This is a genomic window from Lysinibacillus sp. BNK-21, from assembly GCF_048684915.1.
Taxonomy (GTDB): Bacteria; Bacillota; Bacilli; order Bacillales_A; family Planococcaceae; genus Lysinibacillus; species Lysinibacillus capsici.
In genome coordinates, this window is record NZ_JBLQTS010000001.1 from 3,657,731 (window position 1) to 3,674,868 (window position 17,138).

Here is a 17,138-nt window from a genome sequence, read left to right on the forward strand (position 1 = left end):
AATTGTTGTTGCTTTACTAATTTATCCTCCCATAGCTTCTTTTCCCTCAACTTTTATGACTAAAATGTATTATTTCATCATGCATAGGTGCGTGGATAAAAACTTTTGTGGAAAACCATTCTAAATATAGAACCAGTACTATAATCTTAACTATTAGCCAAGCAATAATTCTTTATGATAGACTGTACTATATTTGATTACAAAAAGGGGGTTCATTCGATGACCCAGCAGAAGTCCAATAAGGCGGCTTTGTATATTTTAATGTTTAATATGTTTATCGCAATGGGGAGTATTGGCATTATTATTCCTGTCATGCCAGAGTATTTAAAAATATTTGGTGCAGCAGGACAAGTTCTAGGTATGCTAATCGCAACGTTCGCCTTAGCTCAATTCGTATTTTCTCCTATTGCTGGGAATCTTTCAGATCAGTACGGACGAAAAAATTTAATTATTTTCGGTCTTATCGTAACAGGTCTTGCACAAATCGGATTTGGCCTTGCTACAGATGTATGGATGCTCTTTTTAGCACGATTTTTAGGTGGTCTAGGTTCCGCATTTGTTGCACCTCCTATTATGGCTTTTGTCGCTGACGTCACAACCTATGAAGAACGTGGGAAAGGTATGGGGATGTTGGGTGCCGCTATGTCTCTTGGCTTTATGATTGGACCAGGTATTGGTGGCTTTTTAGCAAAGGTAAGCTTACATTTCCCATTTTTCACAGCTGGAGCTGCAGCCATTGTAGCATCTATTTTATCTTACTTTTTATTACCTTCTACCAAACCAAACACTGCTCAACAGAAACAAAAGCAAGACAATCTGGCGAAGCAAATGGCTCGTTCCATACATATGCCTTATTTTGTTATGCTCATAATTATGCTGGTGTTCTCGTTTGGAATTGCAAATTTCCAAACGACATTGTCATTATTTGTGACAGAAAAGTTTAATTACACACCTGTAGATATAGCGATTATATTAGTTGTTGGTGGTGCTTTTGGAGTAGTAGTACAAATGTTTATTATTACACCACTGTTCAATCGTTATGGTGAAATGAAAGTAGTACTAGTAAATTTATTTATTGCATCCGTTGCTATTTTCTTAATATTATTTGTTTCTGGCTTTGCCCTTATTTTAGTTGTAGCAACAATTTTCTCTACAGCAACGACATTAATTCGTCCAGCTGTTAATACACTCATCTCAAAGCTTGCAGAGAAAGAGCAGGGATTTGCTGCGGGCTTGAATAATGCCTATATGAGCCTCGGAAATATGATTGGACCCGCTTTGGCAGGTTTATTATTTGACTGGAATATGAATAGCCCATATATTTTCGGTTCTATCATATTATTAGCCTGTTTCTTCCTTGCGCTCATCTGGACAGTGAAAAAAGCACCTCATTTAATGCATCCCGATACAAAATAGTCTGAAAAATCATTGACTATTTTTAGCAGTATGTTACATTATTGTTGATTCACAAAATTGAATGATTTTAACCACTAGGGGAGTCTTTTAAAGGCTGAGACGTATATGGTAATATACGGACCCTTTGAACCTGATCTAGTTCACACTAGCGGAGGGAAGTGGCGCTACTTGCTGTTGTCACTATATACACGCAAGGCCGCTTCCTATTGTTTAAAGGGGGTGGCCTTTTTATTTTTCCTCACGAACTTTACCAAAAGGAGTGAACTTTATGTCAATTCGTAAATTAACAGTCATGGCTTTATTAGTAGCCGTTGCTGTTGCAGGCTCTACTTTCGTATCCATCCCAACAGGAATCGCACGTGCTTACCCAGTTCAGCATGCTATTAATGTGATAGGAGCCATTATACTTGGACCCGTACCAACAGTTATAGTTGCCTTTGTCACTGCCATCATTCGTATCCTTACTGGAACAGGCTCTCTACTAGCTATCCCTGGTAGTATCATCGGTGCGTTCTGTGCTGCCCTTGCCTATAAATATAGCAATAAAATGTGGTTAGCTGGTATCGGAGAAGTTATCGGAACGGGCATTCTGGCTTCACTTATTGCCGTCCCTTATGCAAAATTATTCATGGGAACATCTGTAGCAGCATTCTTCTTCCTACCAGCCTTTTTAACATCAAGTACGATCGGTGCTATTTTAGGTGTAATGGTTGCAAGTAGCTTGCGTAAAACAGAGCTAGTAAAGAGGTTTAATTCTTCTCTTTATTGAGAGAGATTGAATTATGAGCATTCATTGAGCTGGGGTAGTCCAATTTGGATCGCTTTTCTTCTCATTTACCCTCTTTACAAAGGGGATAACTCTCTATTTCAAGGAATATAAAAAGCAGTGCAAAACTATTCGAATTTGCACTGCTTCCTCTATTTTAAGATCGTTTTTTCATGCCTTTTAACAACTGTGCTACATTCGTGTCTTCTGGTATAGTTTTTTCCTCAACCAGCGGCTCTTTTTTCTTCGCATTCGTTAGGAAATTCCAACCAAAACGTCTTATCGTAATATCAATAAAGAAAAGAAGCATACTTGCTAAGAGTAGCCATGTGGCAATATTTTGCCGATCTGCTCCTTTTGTCGTAAAGTCACGGAAGACATCTTGTGGTTCCTTTAAAACAGTGCCTCCTGTTCGTTGAGTTAACTCTTCTATCAGTTGGTTATTTACAGGGAGTAGTTCGTATTCAGCACTATAAGGAACACTTAGCCCTGCCTGATAAATGGCCTGCTTTTCATCTGCTATACGGAAGAAAATTAATCCAGGTTCAGCTTGTACTACAGCTCGAACTTGAGATGCGGAAATGGTTTCAAGTTGTGTTTCTAGCTCCTCCCCTGCTTCATTTACCGCTACAATATCTAAAAATGCGGCTTCATTTGTAGGGTCTGTAATCATAAAGGAACCATCTGCTTCCAATCTTACATCATAGGCTACATCATTGTAGCTTGGTAGCATTTGAGAAATAAGTGTTTGCCAAAATGCTCCCCAATTCTGCCATCTTGCCCAATCTCCTGTCCATTTACCCGTTGAATCAGATGTAAAGGCAAATGTTTTACCAAGACCATATTGCCACTGCGCTAACACAGGATCTTCTTTCTCGCTTTTTGCTACAACAGTAGCCCCCTGTTTTGCCGTTGTCCCAATATATGCATTCATTTGTGGGACACCATTAGCAAACAGTGAGTTCCATCCTGCTGCATTATAAATTGCCGGATAGAATGGATTGTCCTCAATATAGGTGCGGGAAATCATAGCTGTTTCTCGAGATAAAATAGAAGGAATGGTTTGCTCATCTATCACATCATAGAAACGTCCACTGCCCATGTCACTAAGCGCTTCTAATAAGTTCGCATCGGCATCTTGTCCAATCGCTACTGTCGATAAGGTTATACCCTCTTCTTTCCCTTCACCAATTAAATCCTCATAGTTCCCTGCCTGTGACTGCCCATCTGTTAAGAGGATAATATGCTTACGTTGGAGCTTTAAATCAGCAAGGTTCTCGTAGGCTTTAGCTAATGAACTATAGATTTCTGTTCCCCCACCAGGTGTTACTGATAAAATAGTATCCACAGCCTCTTCTTTACTGTTAAGAGGCCCTGTCTCTATAATCTCCCAAGGACGATCATCAAAGGCGATGAATCCTAATGTATCCTCGTCTCGCAACATCTCAACAGAACGTGCCGCTGCTTCCTTAGCAAGCTCAAGCTTCGAGCCTTGCATACTGCCAGAACGGTCAAGTACAATCACTAATCCTAAGGAAGGTAATTGCTCTTTGCCCTTAATTTCCATTTCCACTGGCAATAAGGTTTCAATCGGTGTTTTAAAATAGCCACCTAGACCAAAACTATTTTCTCCACCCACCATTGTAAAACCAACTCCAAAGTTTTTGACTGCTTGCTCAATAACACTCATTTTTGCTTCACCCACTAAATGACCTGGTACATTGTCGAAGATGATAGCATTATATTGCAAATAGCTGGATAGTTCATTTGGTAAACTTTTAGGTGCTACAACATCATAGGCAATGGATTGACTACCAAGTGCTGCTGCGATGGGTGAAGCTGTTTCATAACCATTAACGATTAATAAATGTGGTTCACTTTGAACCATTGTGACACTAGTTAACTTATTGTTTTCAAAAATGGCATCCTGACCAACTTGAACAACGGCTTCATATTTTACAAGTCCTTCAGCTGTTGCTGCATGTTTATAGGTAAACACATTCGTGCCTTCAGTCAGCTCAACTGCCTCTCGATGAATAAGCTCATCATTTTCATATAGTAATAGCTCGCCTTGGCCTGCTGATGTTGCAAGTATGTCAGTCACTAATTGTTGTTGCTCTCCAACGTAAGCAACTTGAGGGGATACAAAGCTTTTTAGTGATACATCATTGACAACTGGTTGACTAAAAGGCTTAATATCCACACTAATATTAGAGCCTTTCAACTTCGTAGCAAATTCTAAAGCATCGCCCTTTGTCTCATTACCATCTGTTAATAGCACAAGACGAGTTGCTTTTTTAGGATCTATAATCCCTGAAGCAAGCTGTAGACTTTGTTCTATATTTGTTTGATCGGTAGCTTTAATTTCAGTTAGTTTCGGTACTTCCTTTAATGTTTTAGATAAAATGGCTTCTGTTTGTAAAGTAGAGGAAAATGAATAAATGCCCGCAAGCTGCGGTTCTTTTTTTGATTGGAGGCTCTCCTGTATAAACTGAACCATCTCATCTTCCGTACCATTCATAGAAGCAGAACGGTCTACTAAATAAATAATTTGTTCTTCTTTGATTGGTAATAATAGATATGGACCTGCGAGTGCAAAAACTAAACAGCCTGCTGCCACTATGCGAATAGTAAGTACAACAATATGACTTCTTTTAAGTCGCTGTCGCTCATGAAAGTATGTCCATCCAAAATACAAGAATAATGGAAGGAGTAACAACAATACTAACGGCATATCAATTCGTAAATCCACGACGTCGTTGCACCTCCCACTCTGAAACAAGCAATAGTAAAATAATTACAATTAGCCAAGGCACGAAAGAGGTCATCGACACTTCTTCCTTTCCATTGTCTGAAATATCACCTAATGTAAAACTTGTTCCTTGTTCAATGACACGTTCTTGTGCTTGCAATTGTACAATCAATTGTTTTTCCTCATTATTTGAGCGTACCATATAAATGCCTGGCTGTTTGGGCGCAGTTAGCATCCCCTTCGTAACAGACGAAAGAAACTCGTCTTCTTGCGAATAAACATTCCAGTCTCCTTGCGCTAAAGCAACTGCACGTTGTTCATTGGGTGAAAAAATCCCAAGTGACCCAACTGATTCTGTTAGCTGCTGCTCTGTACTCCATAGAAATAGTGGGAATGATGGATGTAAAGGCCAATCTGTATCAGCAATATCGGCTAAAACAACGATATCTCCTTTTGGGGAGCGTTGGATGAACGGCTCTTCTCCAACAGAAGCAATCGTTTCATAGTCCGCAAAACCAGGATAAACAGCACTAACATAAACATCCTTTAGTTCACTAAAGGCAAATAATGCATCACTGCTAGTGCTTACCGTCCCATTCGCATCTACTTTTTCTGCATCATCACGACCAAATAATACGAGGGGATTGTCCATCTTTTCCAATAACGCTGATTGGTTTGTGATTATGGTAGCATCTTGATTGTCAGCGACTTGCAAGGAAGGGACGATTTTTACGCCACTACTAACTGTTTGAAAACCTTTTTGTATCAGTTGATGCAAGCCTTGATCAACAATAATTTTTGACGTAGTCGTTTGTAGTAAAACTGTTTGTTGATTGTCTATGTCATAATCATCTTTTGCATCAATAATAGCTGTCATGGATTTTGCTAAAGGCAAATCTTTAAATGTTTTCGTAATGGCTTCATTTGGAGGCACAACGACACTTTCTGCTACCAGCTCCTCACCCTCTGCATTATTCAATGCGAGCGTTACCTTTTGCTCGGTATTTGTATCATTATGGAGTTGTACAAGTGCCAGCGTAGCTTGCCCATCTGTCGTAGCAGCAAAGCGGGTGATAGCGATATTTGTTAAGTCTTTTGTAGCACCTCTTACTAGCCATTTCACAGAATCCTTGTCCATCGGTAATTGCTTTTTATCAAGTGTATCTGTAAAAACATAGATAGAAGTCGGTGTGTCGCCCACAAATGCCTGTGCTACATCCAGCGCCTTATTCATTTCAGCAGTTTCATAGGTTACTTGTAAATCTTGAATAGCTTTTTTTATTTCACTCGTGTTTGTTTCTTGCTGTAAAACAGCTTTTGGTGCAGCACCAGTTGTAATTAATGTGACAGGTCGACCATTCAATTCATTCATCAAGTTCAGCATTTCCTGTTTATGAGCGTCAAAGGTTGATTGCTCTTTACCTGCCAGCATTGTGGCTGAAGTATCTACAATAAATATGGTTTGTGCACCAACAATGGTTGATTTTTTTATATAAGGATTCATCAATGCCAAAACAAGTAGCAGTAAAGCAAGAAGCTGTAAATATAGTAGGGCATTTTTTTGTAAATGCTTTAAATAAGGCGATACTCGCGTTTCCTGCATAATCTCCGACCAAAAAAGCGTCGAAGAAACTGTTTGATCTGTATATTTTTTTCGAAAGAAATAATAAAGTAGGACAATGACCGGGATGATGGCCGTCCAGCTAAATATAATTTGACTAAAGCCCAATACGGCTCACCTCACCTAATCCAATGTGCTTTTAATAATTGCTGGAAAATCGCATGTTGCAATCCATCTTCCACTTTCAATTGTAATTTTCGAACACCAAAGCGACGGCAAATGGCTTCAAATTCTTCTTCATGTAGTATGCGTCTTGCATGGTAGGACTCTAATACTTTAGAGGACATCGTCACATTCACATCATTACCTGTTTCACGATCAAGGAGACGTACATCACCCGAATAATTTGGTGACAGTTCTTCTTGCGTTACAATTTGCAAAATGCGAACATCTCCAGCATAGCGTGGTAGCCTTTTTAATAGCTGTTCCCATTCCTCAATTGGCTCTAATCCATCTGTAACAATGAATAATACGGTACTATCTTTAGGTAAAGCTTTAAGTGCATCCTTGGCAAAACGATTAGAGTAATTAGCTTCCTCTATATCTGTTACTAGCTGTAAAAAAGCTCGGCGATACATGGTACCCTTCCGTCGAAATGGTGGCTTCACTTCATCTTGGACAAAAGAAAAGGATAGACGATCATCTCGACCTAATACCATCAGACCGAGGGAGGCCACAATTTGACGAGCAAATAACCACTTAGCATGTTGCCCCATTGATTTGGTAGCATCTAGTAGAATATGTACACGCATCTCTTGCTCATCTAAAAACCTTTTAATAAAGTATTTATCTGTACGAGCAAAGACGTTCCAATCCACTTGGCGTACATCATCTCCTAAATGGTATTCTCGAAAATCCGAGAAATCAAGGGATGCCCCGAAGCGTTGAGAACGGTGCGAGCCCTTATGTTGCCCGCGTAGTTTGGAGGCCGTCGCTACTTGAAAGCGACTGATTTTCGCTAACCAGTCTTCGGGCAATAAGTATTTTGCTGTCACTTGCTAATACCTTGCTGAACTTTTTCTAAAATAACATCAATCACATCGTCTGCTGTTTTTCCTGAAGCCTCCCCTTCATAATTCAACAGCATGCGATGACGTAAAACAGGCTTAGCAACAGATTTAATATCCGCTACAGAAACATGAAAACGACCATTCATTAAAGCTCTTGCCTTTGCCAATTTGATTAAGCTCTGCAAACCACGTGGACCACTGCCATACATTGCATATTGTTTAACCTCATCAAGCGCATCTGTTCTCTCAGGATGCGTAGCCACTACTAGATCAGTTGCATACTCTAGCATTTCATCAGCAACCATCACTTCCTTTACCATTTGCTGAGCTTGAATGAGAGCATCCGTATCCATCTGTTTCTGTAAACCAATTTCCTGGGCACCTGTCGTTCGCTTCATAATTTCCATAAGTTCGCTTTTTTCTGGATAGGGTACAAGAATTTTACAAAGGAAACGGTCCATCTGTGCTTCTGGTAATGGGTATGTTCCTTCCATTTCAATAGGGTTTTGAGTTGCCAGCACGAAAAATGGTCTCGCCATTTTTTTTGTATCCCCTAATATGGTTACCGTTTTTTCTCCCATTGCTTCCAACAAGGCACTTTGGGTTTTGGGTGTTGCGCGATTTATCTCATCAGCCAATACCATTTGACTAAAGATTGGCCCAGGTTGAAAGGTAAATTGCTGCTTCCCATCGGGTGTACGTTCAATCATGCTCGTACCTGTTATATCTGCTGGCATAAGATCTGGTGTAAATTGAATACGTGAAAACGACAGATCAAGTACCTCTGAAATGGTACGAATTAACATCGTTTTTCCTAAACCAGGTAAACCTTCTAACAATGCATGACCATCCGCTAATACTGCATACAGGGTATAATCAATTGCTTCTTCCTGTCCAACAATGAAGCGATGGATTTCTTCTTTAACTTGTTGTAATTTCGTACTCATATCTACATACTGTTGCTCTGTAAAGGCCATTTCTTTTCCTCCTACTGCGACTCAATTGACGTGAAATAAGATTGCACGACATTTTGTAAATCCTTTGGTAATTGTAAGCGCTCTGAACTCTCTAAATAGCTGTCTTTATAAGAGCCAATTACTTCTTCATAAGGTCGAATAGAACCTTTTGTTATCGGACCATTTCCTTGTTGCTCAGATACATGGGAACCATCTCCTAATGCGCCACCATCTACTGATGTCTCACTTGCCCCACCTATTCGATTCGGTGTCGTTAGCAAATTCCGACCGCCTTGGCCACTTCCTGCTCCTTGACCACCTTGTCCCTGACCTTGACCTTGACCTTGGCCCTGTCCTTGTCCCTGACCTTGGCCCTGTCCTTGGCCTTGTCCCTGTCCTTGTCCTTGTCCTTGTCCTTGTCCCTGACCTTGGCCCTGTCCTTGGCCTTGTCCCTGACCTTGGCCCTGTCCTTGGCCTTGTCCCTGTCCTTGGCCCTGTCCTTGACCATTGCTCTGGCTACTACCATTTTGCTGTTGAGAACCACTTTGAGCATTATTTTGACTAGACTGGCTTTGTTGATTACTAGGTTGGGAATTACCAGATGACTGTTGACTGTTTTGATTGTGGCTGCTGGCATTATTGGCACTCGCAATTGCATTTTGTAAGGAGTTACTCGCTGGTTTACCAAGTTTACTCATAGCAGTTTGTGTGGCATTTGCATTTTCTGTGAGCCCTTGCTGCATTTGGGCAAGCTCTTTTAGCTGCTCAACCTCTTCCTTCGATAATCCTTGGCCTTCTGTTGTGCCATCTTGACTAGCCGTTTGTTTATCCTTTAATTGCTGCTCCTTTAATGCTAGCTCCTTTTGCTTTTTGACAACTTCTCGTAAAGCTTCTTCTGCTGTTTCAGCCTCTTTTAAAGTATTTTGAAGTTCTTGCAATTGCTCCTTTACTTCTTTTGTTTCCGCCTTCTTCTCTAATTCAGCAACTTCCTTCTTCATATCTTCGATAACTGCTTGCTCCTTTTCAACCTCTATTGCTTCAATTTGCGTAGCTGCTGGGAACATATAAAGAATGGCTAGTACAACTGTTGTAATAAATAAACCGATAAACGCCTTTGGACGAAATAGATTTTTCTTTCGAGCCTTAAAGTCTGCGAAAGCTTTTTCAGCATTTTGGATAGCTTTCGATAATAATGATTGAACAAGAGGATCCTGATCATCTTTAAATGATAAAGCTGTCACTAATTCATTATGTGAGAAATAATGATCCAGTTTATGCAATGCCTCTTTCTCTTTGACCCGTTTCCACCAAATATAAGCAATGGTTGAAATAATAACGGTAATAAAGGCTCCTAACGCTATTTGGCGATAATATGGCCAGACAAATAGTCGGGAAATAAGTACGAGAGAAGCACTCGAAAGCAATGCCAAAAACAAACCGTATTGTGCAATGGGAATGCTTCTTTCAAGAGTTAATCTCGATTTTGCACGCTGAATATATTTTCGTAATTGCTTACGACGCTCCATACCAATTCCTCCTCATCGGTTACTTTTCATGTTGGCACGCAATTTTTTAATCGCAATCGTTAAACAAAGCACAATGATGAATACATAAGTAATTAAATAAGTAATCCATACAGGTAGTTCTACACCCGACAGCTCTGCTAATGCATCCCCCATCTCTGGAGAAATAAGTGTCAGCATCAAGGCACCTGGATTAATAGATGCCCAGAAATAGGTCATAAAGGAGGCACCTGTTCCAATGGCATTGCCCATTTGATGAAAGGCCATTGTTAAAAAGAAGAAGAATGCTGTAATACCTCCTAAGAAAATGATTGAGCCGTATGTGGCAATCATGGCAACAATAGTTCTCTTAGTAATCGTAGAAAACATCACGCCTATACTACCTATTGCTACTACAGTGACTAAATAAAATAAAAATATAGAAATAAGCTGTGAAGGCGACACACCACCGAATAGAAACACTAGACTGTATAGTGGTAATCCCGCTACCAGCATCAATACTAGAAATGCTACGGAGGATAGTAATTTTCCAATAACAATTTGTGTAGAACTTTGTGTCGTTGTTAATAAAATATTTAATGTTTGCTTTTCGCGCTCACTACTGATAGCACCAGCAGTCAAACTTGGTGTAATGAAAAGAACTAATGCCATTTGCAAGATGGTTAGCACAGCAAACATCATAAAGCTTGTCTCTGGTTTAAAGAAGCCTCTGCCAGTAAATTCAGTTGTAAGCAATAAAAACCCTGCAATGAAAATACACAGTACCGCTAAATAAAACATTAAACCTGAAAAGCTTTTAAAAGAACGGAAGCGTAACTTCAATTCTTTAACAAGTACTGGATTATAAAATCTTTCCATCATTGATTGTCCGCTCCCTTCGTAATCGCCATAAAGACATCCTCTAAATCCTTCTCTTCTTCACTTAATGCATAGATTGGTAAATCTGTAAGCATAGCTTTTTTTAGCAATGCCACCTGTTCAGCATTTGTTCCTCGATAGTTAAAGGCTATTTCTAAACGATTTTCAATGACATCAATTGATGAAATATGAGGATCTTCCTCTAAAAACGCTCGTACTGCATCCAATTGATCTGTCACTTTCAACACAATACGCTTTTCTCCTTGTAGCTGGGCCTGAATCGCGGCTACATTTCCATGTGCAATTAATTTACCATTATCAATAACACCGATTTCATCACACATCTCAGCAAGTTCAGGTAAAATATGCGACGAAATTAAAATTGTTTTTCCCATAGACTTTAAATTCCGTAAAATATCTCGCATTTCCACACGAGCACGCGGATCTAGTCCTGATGCAGGTTCATCTAGAATCAGTACCTTTGGATCATGGATGAGTGCACGAGCTAAACATAAGCGTTGCTTCATACCACGTGATAATAAATCAACATATTCATAGCGTTTACTTGTTAAATTCACTAGTTCTAATAGTTGTGGAATTAACACTTGACGCTCTGCTAATTGGATACCGTAGCTCGCTCCATAAAAATCTAAATATTCATCTACTTTTAACTGATCATAAACACCAAAGAAATCGGGCATATAACCAATTTGCTTTCGAACTTCTTTTGGTTCCTTCACAACACTTTTGCCATTTATCAGAGCATCTCCTGAAGTCGGTGACAATAGTGTAGCTAAAATAGAGAATGTCGTTGATTTCCCTGCTCCATTTGCGCCAACAAATCCAAATACAACGCCTTCTTCTAAAGATAAGTTTAAATGATCTAATGCTGTAAAGGAGCCGTATCGTTTCGTTAAATCACGAATTTCAATCATTATTTTGCCACTCCTTTCAGCTCTATGTCTGGTAACTTCGTTTGTTCTCCTGATGGATCGGGACCATATTTGATTTCAATTCGAAGCTCTCCATCTTGATTAAAGTATGTGGAAATCTTGTCTGTAAACACTTGCTTTGTATCGACTAAAGGCTCATATATATTCGTTTCATTATTCCAAATGGATAGCTGCATACGTGAGACATCCTTATTAGAAATTGTCAGCTCATTAAGTGATTCAACGGCATCCATGAATTGATCTGGCATGGTCATCGTTACTTCGTACAAACCTTCAGATAGGTACCATTTATTCAATTCTTCCTCGATCTTTTCATAATAGCCATTTGCTGATAGTGGCTCTACTGAATACGAGAAGTTATTACGCTTCATTGTAAATGGCCCTGTTAGCTCAACTTTTCCTTTAAATGGTTGAACAAGCATCGTAATCGGTGACATATTGGCACTTGTTTCTAATTCAACACCTACCACAGCTTGATCTGTCCAAGCTGTAAGTATTGGCTGGTTATCCTTTTCGACAAGCGGCAATGCTAAAGTTTTCATTCGTTCAATCCGCATTGGGTTTACCTCATCCTTTTTCGATGGGTAACTATAATTATAATTATTGAAAATAGATGGTTTTTGAAGAACCGTTGTTTTCAGTTCCTTATTTACCTGTAATGTTCCATTTGCTTCAATATCACCTAGTTTTACTTCTTTCACACCAGAGATTAATGTGACATCTTTTAATGCAAACGGGAAATTATTTTTAACTGTTCCTGTTAGTTTTTCATTTTTCAGTGTTATATCTATATCCATCTTCCCGATATTTTGTGCTGATGTTTTTCCACCAAAGGATTGCACAGACCAGTAGCTTAAATCACGTAATGTTAGTGTTGAACCGCTAGCATTTTCTTTTATATAAGAAGATTCATGTAATGGTCCCATCGTGCCTGTGAAGTTATTATAATTTCTTAATGCAACAGCAGTTGTATTTTGGTCAGCATTGACCACAAAGTCCCCACTACGATTCGTTAGAATGGACTCTACATAATAGCCATTTACACTATTGTCTTCATTTACTTTATAGAATGCAGATTGTTGAACTTGTGGCTGAACAATACGATCCTTCGCTCCGACAATAAAGAGAACAATGGAAAGAACAACAGAGATGGACGGTATTATCCACCATGCATGTTCACGCTTGTCCGCTTTTTTCAAGACAAAATAAAGAATTGGCCCGATTATTAAAATATAAAGAATAATGACAATTAGCATATAGCTCACTGATACTTCGAATGATGGAAATAGTTCATTAATGTTACGAAGTTCATAAGATATTTGATCGAGAGGAGATTGTCCCTGTCTCATCATTCCTTGCTGTGAAATACTTTGAATATTTATCACTTTGGCTAAAAGTGCTCCGTAGCCGTCCATAGAAGCAAGTGGTTGATCACCTAAAGAGAAGGTTGTTTGAATCACTTCCCCGCTACCCACTTTTTTCTTTGCTGCTAACACTTCATTATTTTCTGTTAATACAGGTAAACTTCCTTCACTACTAGTAGCTGAGTATACTGAAATCGGCTGTGTAAAAATGCCGCCTCCTGACAATTTAGTTAAAGCTTCTGCAGAAATCGCAGTCATTTCTTGTGATAATGACAAAGGTAAATACTCTTTAAAAACCCCTGCTGTAGCATTAATTTGGTCAGCAGCACCTAGAAGTAAGGTACCACCATCCTGTACCCATTTTAGTAATGCTTCTTGTTGTTTCGGTGTTAAATCAGCAATAGCCACTTCATCTACAACAATGACATTGGCCATCGCAAGTCCCTGCGAATCTTCTGGAAGTGTATAATCTTTTAATTGATTGATATTAAATACTTCCACATTACTTTGAGCTACAAATGTTGATAAACGTAATAGTGCAGAAAGACGATCACTTTTATCTGTTAATGTATAAATGAATGTTGATGAGGGGTCTAAAAAATTTGATTGCAGACGTTTAGTTCCCTTATAGGCAATCTTTTTTCCTTTTTCAATGCTTCCCTCATAAAAAGCAAATAAATCGGTGTCCGAATAACTATAGTCAGCTAAACCATCAAGATAGAAAGTAAATGTCTTTTCCTCTCCTGCTGCTATATCAATTGGAACGACAAGTGCTGAAGCTGCCTCATAAGAATTTGATGAATTAATCGCCATATCTCCTGAGAAGTCAGCTCCATTATTTTTCACTGTAACTTGGAGTGGTACTACTGATTGATATTTCGCTTTACCAGAAACACCCGCTGTTGCTTTCACCTCTAGCGTAGCAGCAGCACTTGCCTGAGTTGTAGGCAAGATAAAGCTCATTACCAGCATGACTAGTAAGGCCAGTGCCGTCCATTTTGTCTTTTTCAAAAGCTCAACCCCTTTTTATGTAAATAGATGGTTACATAATTATACGATTTATATTGCATTTTGTTCCATTTCTTATGTTATCTTCATTAATATTCATAAACTCTTAAGAATTCTACAATGCAAAAAGGCAACTCCAAAACAACCTGGAGCTGCCTGATTTTCTATTTAGTATAATCAAACAAACACCGTGCATGATCCTGCACTACTTCCACAAACGCCTCTACTTGTCTTAATTCAAAAGAGGATTCATAACCAATTAGCCAAGTATCGCGTGTAAGACCAAACTCTTTTTCATCATTTGATAGAGGGATTTTGTGAATGGCATCGTGGTCATTTAACGTAATAGAAGGCAAGATCGCATAACCGATACCATTTAATGCCATTTGCTTGCAAATTTCAATTTGATCCACTAAAATTTGTTTTCTTGGATTCGAGGCAAAATGCTGCTGCCACCATTGCTGAATTTCTTGATAATAGTTGGAATCACTCTTATATTGAATAAATGGACGGTCTGTCTTTAACACATCTTCAATTGTTTTAACCTCTTTGTCCACTAAATAAAGAGTATCTCTGAAAAGGTGGATCTTTTCTCCTTTCCAGTCAACTTGGCCTCGTACAATGCCTACATGGGCCTCGCCCTCGTAAAGAGCCTTCACAATTTCAGAACTCCAGCCCGTCATCAGTGATATTTTAGCCTCTGGATATTTTGACACAAACTCCTTCAAGATTTTTGGTAGCCAGTTCTGACCAACAATGGATGCACAAGCAATTTTCAATGTCCCGTTTACCTTTGTCGTTAAGGATTGAATCGTTTCAAATATTTCTTCCTTTTTGGCTAGCATTTCCTTTGCATAAGCAATAACTTGTTCACCAGCAGGTGTTGCTGTTAAACCTTTTTGTGAACGAATAAATAATTGTGCACCCCAGTCTTTCTCAATCGTTTGCAATCGTTGTGAAAGGGCTGGTTGGGATAAAAATAGACGTTCTGCTGCTTTCCGCATATTGCGTTCTTCAGCTAAGATTTTTAAAATTTCTGCCTCTGTTGCCATCAATCTGTAAACCTCCAATACAAGCAAAGAGGGCCTCATGATTTTCATCTGAGTTCCCTCTTAAGCTACTACTCTTTTTGATAAATATATTTTTTCAATTGCTTTAAAATAACACGTCTTGTTAATATCCCTGCAAATGTACCATCTTCGTCCACTACACATAAAAAGGCGTGGTTAATAACTAAATCCAAAGCACGCTGGAAAGTATCCGTCAGCTTCAATACAGCGATCTCTTTTTCCATAATAGAGTCAACCTTAATATCAGGTAGCTTTTCATATTCAATATGCTCAAGTCCAAGAATCGATTCGGTAATCATTTTCATGCTAAGTAAACCTTGAAGTCGATATTTCAAATCTAATACAGGTATGGACGAGTACCCTGTACGTGTTAGTACAAGGAGTGCATGTTCCGCACTATTTCCACTTTGTACATGCGCAACTTTTTCAGAGGAAATGATAAAATCACTAATTGGCATTGCTAATAAGTCTTTGCTGTTAGTTGAAATCATGAACTTCTTCTCCTTTTCTGTCCTCACTGTGTAGAACAGTCCTTCCCTTTCATCATATCACAACTTTTCTATGTATGACCATGACCAGGCCGAGAAGAGTTTTCATGAACAATGAATTATTTTAGCCTTTACAGCAAAAACTTAGAATATCTTCATCCAGTCAAGTTTTCGTGACTGAATGAAGATGGTTCTGAACTAATAGCCAGCCTTACTCCAGTAGTAAAAAATCATGATTCCTAAAAAAAGTAAAAAAATTGCATAGACCCAAACAATTGGGTTCAACATCGTTGCATATTCTTCAACTGTTTCTGAAATAGGGGTATCATTTTCAGATTTCCGTTCAGAAGTCATTTTAGCTATTTTTAATGTATAAACAAACGAAATAGCAGAAATGATCACAATGGCAATAATTGCTGGTATTAACCACATACCCATCGGCAAAACTCCTTTCTTTACCCTTAGTATGCGTCAACCCAGCTATTCGTTATGCAAAGATTTTTTAGAATGGATATTGATTGAGCCACTGCCCACCATCCAAAGTTACACATTCTCCATTCATATAACTTGCTTTGTTAGACATCATAAATGTAGCTAAATCAGCAATTTCTTCTGGTGTTCCTATACGGCCTAGTGGAACAGAATCTAGTGTACGAGCTGCCGCTGCTTCTGATTCCCAAAGCTTATCGGCTCCACCAGTACGCTCGATCGGGCCTGGTGCAATAGCATTAACCCGAATCCCATACTGTTTCCCCCACTCAACAGCTAGCGTTCTCGTCAATGATAGTACCCCTGCTTTTGCTGCAGCTGAATGGATCACACCTGCTCCTGCATTCCAAGCATACGTCGCTACCATATTTAATATAGACCCTTTGATCTTATTCTCAATCCAATACTTGCCTACTGCTGAAGAGCAATAGAATGTACCATTTAATACGATATCTACAACAGCCTTCCAGCCATTCGGTGATAAATCCTCTGCACGTACAATAAAGTTACCCGCTGCATTATTCACAAGCCCATCCACTTGACCAAATTTTTCAATAGCAAATTCGAGCATAGCCTCAGCATGCTCAGGTACACGTACATCCATTTGGAATGTCTCAATAGAGGGACCCGCCTCCGCTATAAATTTCTTTGCCTCTGCTAATCGTTCTTCGTTACGACCTGTTATGACAACATTAGCTCCCTCAGTTACGAACTGCTTTGCCATATACAGCCCCATACCACTTGATCCACCCGTAATAATAATCGTCTTCCCTTGCAACATTCCATTTCCCCCTTTGTTAAAAATGAATGGTGATTCACTAAAAGTTTACTATATATTCTCGAATATGTCATATTAATTCTATA

At 39.1% G+C, this 17,138-nt stretch carries 14 protein-coding genes and 1 riboswitch; of the genes, 2 read left to right on the plus strand and 12 right to left on the minus strand.

The annotated features are described in order from the left end of the window. The first annotated feature begins 219 nt into the window (after positions 1–219). Together ACMGGO_RS18650 and thiW are read left to right on the plus strand one after the other, a co-directional pair. Positions 220–1,416 (plus strand): MFS transporter, encoded by a 1,197-nt coding sequence (locus ACMGGO_RS18650; protein WP_048391968.1) that lies wholly within the window; start codon positions 220–222, stop codon positions 1,414–1,416. 66 nt (positions 1,417–1,482) lie between these two features. Then, positions 1,483–1,590: riboswitch (TPP riboswitch) on the plus strand. 94 nt (positions 1,591–1,684) lie between these two features. Beyond that, positions 1,685–2,185: an energy coupling factor transporter S component ThiW gene (gene thiW, locus ACMGGO_RS18655; RefSeq protein ID WP_054549817.1), complete on the plus strand. Its 501-nt coding sequence runs from the start codon at positions 1,685–1,687 to the stop codon at positions 2,183–2,185. A gap of 154 nt (positions 2,186–2,339) precedes the next feature. On the opposite strand, the gene ACMGGO_RS18660 is transcribed toward thiW, so the two are convergent. From ACMGGO_RS18660 to fadH, 12 genes are all read right to left on the minus strand, one after another. Continuing rightward, positions 2,340–4,934: a VWA domain-containing protein gene (locus tag ACMGGO_RS18660; protein ID WP_279494037.1), complete on the minus strand. Its 2,595-nt coding sequence runs from the start codon at positions 4,932–4,934 to the stop codon at positions 2,340–2,342. Beyond that, complete coding sequence (locus ACMGGO_RS18665) at positions 4,918–6,663, minus strand: vWA domain-containing protein (protein WP_048391971.1); 1,746 nt, start codon at positions 6,661–6,663, stop codon at positions 4,918–4,920. Before ACMGGO_RS18665 ends, ACMGGO_RS18660 begins: the two co-directional genes overlap by 17 nt. Before the next feature lie 11 nt (positions 6,664–6,674). Beyond that, on the minus strand, positions 6,675–7,550 hold the full coding sequence (locus ACMGGO_RS18670; RefSeq protein WP_066037221.1) for a DUF58 domain-containing protein: 876 nt from the start codon (positions 7,548–7,550) through the stop codon (positions 6,675–6,677). Next, complete coding sequence (locus ACMGGO_RS18675; protein WP_048391973.1) at positions 7,547–8,542, minus strand: AAA family ATPase; 996 nt, start codon at positions 8,540–8,542, stop codon at positions 7,547–7,549. Before ACMGGO_RS18675 ends, ACMGGO_RS18670 begins: the two co-directional genes overlap by 4 nt. A gap of 11 nt (positions 8,543–8,553) precedes the next feature. After that, entirely contained in the window at positions 8,554–10,047 is a 1,494-nt protein-coding gene (locus ACMGGO_RS18680; RefSeq protein ID WP_420282122.1) for a hypothetical protein, read from the minus strand. 12 nt (positions 10,048–10,059) lie between these two features. Next, on the minus strand, positions 10,060–10,905 hold the full coding sequence (locus tag ACMGGO_RS18685) for an ABC transporter permease (RefSeq protein ID WP_054549813.1): 846 nt from the start codon (positions 10,903–10,905) through the stop codon (positions 10,060–10,062). Continuing rightward, positions 10,902–11,837 carry an ABC transporter ATP-binding protein gene (locus ACMGGO_RS18690; protein ID WP_048391976.1) on the minus strand — a complete coding sequence of 312 codons (936 nt, stop codon included), beginning with the start codon at positions 11,835–11,837 and terminating at the stop codon, positions 10,902–10,904. The genes ACMGGO_RS18685 and ACMGGO_RS18690 overlap by 4 nt, the downstream gene beginning before the upstream one ends. Then, entirely contained in the window at positions 11,837–14,230 is a 2,394-nt protein-coding gene (locus tag ACMGGO_RS18695) for a DUF7408 domain-containing protein (RefSeq protein WP_416141374.1), read from the minus strand. Before ACMGGO_RS18695 ends, ACMGGO_RS18690 begins: the two co-directional genes overlap by 1 nt. Positions 14,231–14,391: 161 nt before the next feature. After that, the gene (locus ACMGGO_RS18700; RefSeq protein ID WP_048391978.1) at positions 14,392–15,279 is read right to left on the minus strand and encodes a LysR family transcriptional regulator; all 888 of its coding nucleotides are present in this window, start codon (positions 15,277–15,279) and stop codon (positions 14,392–14,394) included. Positions 15,280–15,347: 68 nt separating this feature from the next. Further along, on the minus strand, positions 15,348–15,788 hold the full coding sequence (cbpB, locus tag ACMGGO_RS18705; protein WP_004224640.1) for a cyclic-di-AMP-binding protein CbpB: 441 nt from the start codon (positions 15,786–15,788) through the stop codon (positions 15,348–15,350). Between the two features lie 195 nt (positions 15,789–15,983). Next, the gene (locus ACMGGO_RS18710; RefSeq protein ID WP_048391979.1) at positions 15,984–16,223 is read right to left on the minus strand and encodes a hypothetical protein; all 240 of its coding nucleotides are present in this window, start codon (positions 16,221–16,223) and stop codon (positions 15,984–15,986) included. A gap of 64 nt (positions 16,224–16,287) precedes the next feature. After that, the gene (gene fadH, locus ACMGGO_RS18715; protein ID WP_066037225.1) at positions 16,288–17,055 is read right to left on the minus strand and encodes a 2,4-dienoyl-CoA reductase; all 768 of its coding nucleotides are present in this window, start codon (positions 17,053–17,055) and stop codon (positions 16,288–16,290) included. Between the last annotated feature and the right edge of the window lie 83 nt (positions 17,056–17,138).

Coding starts and splice junctions, on each gene's coding strand:
- ACMGGO_RS18650 (WP_048391968.1), top strand. CDS start 220: ATGACCCAGCAGAAGTCCAATAAGGCGGCTTTGTATATTTTAATGTTT.
- thiW (WP_054549817.1), top strand. CDS start 1,685: ATGTCAATTCGTAAATTAACAGTCATGGCTTTATTAGTAGCCGTTGCT.
- ACMGGO_RS18675 (WP_048391973.1), bottom strand. CDS start 8,542: ATGGCCTTTACAGAGCAACAGTATGTAGATATGAGTACGAAATTACAA.
- ACMGGO_RS18680 (WP_420282122.1), bottom strand. CDS start 10,047: ATGGAGCGTCGTAAGCAATTACGAAAATATATTCAGCGTGCAAAATCG.
- ACMGGO_RS18685 (WP_054549813.1), bottom strand. CDS start 10,905: ATGATGGAAAGATTTTATAATCCAGTACTTGTTAAAGAATTGAAGTTA.
- ACMGGO_RS18690 (WP_048391976.1), bottom strand. CDS start 11,837: ATGATTGAAATTCGTGATTTAACGAAACGATACGGCTCCTTTACAGCA.
- ACMGGO_RS18700 (WP_048391978.1), bottom strand. CDS start 15,279: ATGGCAACAGAGGCAGAAATTTTAAAAATCTTAGCTGAAGAACGCAAT.
- cbpB (WP_004224640.1), bottom strand. CDS start 15,788: ATGATTTCAACTAACAGCAAAGACTTATTAGCAATGCCAATTAGTGAT.
- ACMGGO_RS18710 (WP_048391979.1), bottom strand. CDS start 16,223: ATGGGTATGTGGTTAATACCAGCAATTATTGCCATTGTGATCATTTCT.
- fadH (WP_066037225.1), bottom strand. CDS start 17,055: ATGTTGCAAGGGAAGACGATTATTATTACGGGTGGATCAAGTGGTATG.